At 48.0% G+C, this 3,471-nt stretch carries 1 protein-coding gene and 2 pseudogenes; all 3 read right to left on the bottom strand.

Annotated elements, in window-relative coordinates:
- Positions 1 to 1,069, bottom strand: a pseudogene (locus AN477_RS15130) (hypothetical protein); the annotation flags it as partial.
- Entirely contained in the window at positions 1,066 to 3,000 is a 1,935-nt protein-coding gene (locus AN477_RS15125; RefSeq protein ID WP_245631845.1) for a VirB4 family type IV secretion system protein, read from the bottom strand. The gene AN477_RS15125 and the pseudogene AN477_RS15130, both read right to left, overlap by 4 nt.
- Positions 2,993 to 3,471, bottom strand: a pseudogene (locus tag AN477_RS25065) (hypothetical protein); the annotation flags it as partial. The gene AN477_RS15125 and the pseudogene AN477_RS25065, both read right to left, overlap by 8 nt.

Raw genomic sequence — 3,471 nt, 5'->3', positions numbered from 1 at the left:
CTTCTGGACGCTCTTTGACTGCCTTCTCCGCTTTGGCACGTACGGAAGGCATGTTGTCCATCGCTCTAAAAACGGCTTTGGCGGGTGTCCCAATGGCTTTGGCGGCACCTTTTACGGCCATCTTGCCCCCGACGTCTGCAGCATAAGCACTTAACCCGAGAGCCGCAAATTGTCCTAGCCGTGCACCTCCATTAAACCCGACCATCGACGCACCGAAACTGTGCGCGACAGCCTCAATTAGTTTTCTTACATACACGGCTGAAGCCAAGAGACCAATGGTTCCTGCCAGCGCAACGAAGATATCTTCAATGGTTAGCGACGTGCTGTTAATTGGACTGGCTACTGCACTTGCGATGCCAAATACAATCGCCTGGCCAAGTGGTATCGCCATTTGATAAATCCATTCCGTCCACCACATTTTCGCGATTGATTTCGTCCGCTCGTTTGCATGAAAAGCCATGGCTAGTGGAAAAAACAACATCCAAACATACAAGAACACCTTTCGAAACTCATAAACAAGCCACACAACCAGCGACAAGATTGCCTGTAGAAAATTGACCACTGAGTTCAGAAGACCTTGGCCACCGCTGGTGTCGAGTGATGTCCATTTCATCAATGGGTTCAGTGTCAGAAAATAATCGCTTGGATAGTAGAAAAGTTGCGTGATAAGGACGGCAAAGTGTGGTCCGACCCACATCATGACCGACGCGAGAATGAGCCCTACACATCCACTTTTTAACCGTTCCCGTTGAATTGCGCTGTTGGCTGCACCAGATACCTGGATCACAAGTAAATACAATGCGACGAGCAGAAAAGTCCAGCCAAACACCCAAAACGCATCAGCGAACGGTTGGAGGGAGGTGACTGCTTTCGCATCCATGACGTCTGCAAAACTTCCTGTTCCCCAAGCCGGAATATGGGCACTTGGAAAGAACCCTGTAAGAATCACATTCCCCATGACGTTCCCGGTTACATTGTCACCTGAAACAATGGTGTGATTCAGTAATGCCTGCAGGCCATTTGCAATAGCGTTGATTAAGTTGGCAATGAGGTTATCAAACCAGTTCATCGTATCATCACTCGATCTCGTTGCAGTGCCAGCTGATGTTCCGACTGAACAAATGTGGTGGAGAATAGTTGTTCCTCTTCAGCAAAGGAATTTAGGACGTTGTAGAATACCTCTCCACCTGCCCACCAGCGGCCCATTCCCTTTCTATACCCCACCAGATCGTCAAATTCTCGTTCTTCCAGACCGAAGACTTCCATAACGGCAGCTTTATCGTTTTTGTCCTGCCGAAGTAAAACCTTGGTTGCTGAGTTCTGAACAATCGCACGACCAAACTCATTATCTGCAAACTTGCGGAAATCTTGGCTCGCAGCCACCGCAGCTCCAGAACGCTTCCGAATCCGACGAAATACGTCTTCAATAAACCGTGCGGTGTCCTCCAGTTCGAGCATCTTTTGCGTCTCGTCCGAAACCACACACTTCTTGATGTGAACGTTTTTCTTGATGAACTTCTCCAGAACCCACTCGAATGTAACCTGCATGCCAAGCCGACGTGCATGACTTTTCTCTGGCAGCGATGAGAGATCGAAATGAATGATTGGGGCATCGGATAGCTCTACATTGCTATAGCAATCAAACATCCCTTCCGTCCCTCCCCTGTGAAACCGACGAAGACGCATGACCAGTTCCTCTAAGCGAGGGTCCGTTTCCGCCTTTTGTTCGAGTTTCGCGAAAAAATCAGAGAAACAAGGTTGTTGTCTCTTGACACGTAAAATGAGGCGATCTCCATTGGCGTTTCGCTCCCAGCTATCTCTCCTTTCGTACAGTGACTCCGGATCAGAGGTAAAGCAAAAATCCTCTTCATACAGTGTTTGTAGCAGTGTGTTTATCGCAGCTGCATTGTACGCGTCTAATCGGTCTCCAGAATGTAAATGCGCCATACTGACGATAAAGCGTTCCATTTCTGAGATCTTCTCTTTCACATCGACAAACCGATGAAGCGTTCCATCCTGTAACTTCTCTTCCTCTTCTTCTAATTCAAATGGATTCATTCGATACGGTGATCGTTCATCAATCCGAATCGACGCACCCCCAAGTGCCTTCACAACGGCTGTGTACTCTCCCTCGTAATCGATGATGACAAACCGAATGCCAAACGCAGCTCCTCTTGCAACCAAGCCCTTTACCAGATAGCTCTTCCCGGCTCCCGAAGTTCCGATGATAATCATGTTTGAATTGGCTAGTTTCTCATGCCAAGGATCGTATCTATTCAGATGACCGGAGGACCAATCGATACCAATCGGAATACCATACTCATGACTGAATCGACTGTTCGTAAAAGGGAAGGCATTTGCTAATGCACTTGAAGTCATCTCTATCGGATGTCGAAGGAGGTTTTCTCCTATCGGGGCCACGGATCGAAATCCGAGATCATGCTCCTGATACGCTTGCCGAATCATGAATCCCTCAAAACCTTCTCGCTCAATACGTTCACATGCGCTGAGAAACTCCTCGCGGTTGGGTGAACTCACTGCAAAAATAATAGTCGTATAAAACAGCCTTTCGACGCCAAGACGAAGTTCCTCACGTTCTTTCTCTAACAGTTGGTACTCTTGCTGGTAAAATGCAATGGCCTTGTTGGTGCCTGCCTTTTGCTCAGCGAGGATTTCGGCCTCAAGCCTGGTCATCATTTTCGTCCTCTTGGAGATAGCCAGTGTAGAATCGGCCGGCTCTACATGAATGGAAATATGGACGTCGGCGCCAACATGAAAGAAACGATTCAAATAGCCAAAATGAATCGTGGAGGGTAACCCTGTTACGTAGTAAGTCTTTGTGAACCCACTTGGTGATACGTAAATTTCTGTCGAGTTCACTTCTATCCCATCTGCCAGTGTCATTAAGTCATGAAATGTTGGCGCGTTCTCTCCAAGAACACTTGGATCGTCAAGGTACACTTTTTTAGAACCTTGCTTTCGCTGGCTTAACTTAAACAATATCGGTCACCTCCACATCCGCGCCATTTACACGCGGGGCGTGAACTTGGTTGGCAAACGCATCCCTATACCTTTGAGACACCGCTCTTTCTCGATTCCAGAAATTTTGTATCGCCTCGATACTCTCTATGGGGTCTAGAACCTCGTATGGAAGCCCCATGCTTGAAATGCCTGCTTCCACGTAACCTTGTTCCCGCTCAAGGCGTTCGATTTGAGCCTTCTCGTTTTCCCCGCCGACCTTTGGTAACACACCGATAACAATCAAGTTTGAACGGTCTGTGCGTGGCTTTTGTGCTTCCTCTCTCAAGTAGCCTTTTAACGACTCGGCGTATTCTGCAAATGGCTGGTTCTGATATCCCCTGACCGCTTCGTTGATGGTCACTTCTGCATGTTTCAGAAAGTCCGTGTAGTTCGCACGCCTCGCTTGAACGGAAAGCTGAAAAGGATGGTCAAGGTATTTCAGCATCTCCT

The organism is Paenalicyclobacillus ferrooxydans (genome assembly GCF_001399675.1).
Lineage (GTDB): Bacteria > Bacillota > Bacilli > Alicyclobacillales > Alicyclobacillaceae > Alicyclobacillus_B > Alicyclobacillus_B ferrooxydans.
This window is presented reverse-complemented; position numbering and strand designations above follow the sequence as displayed.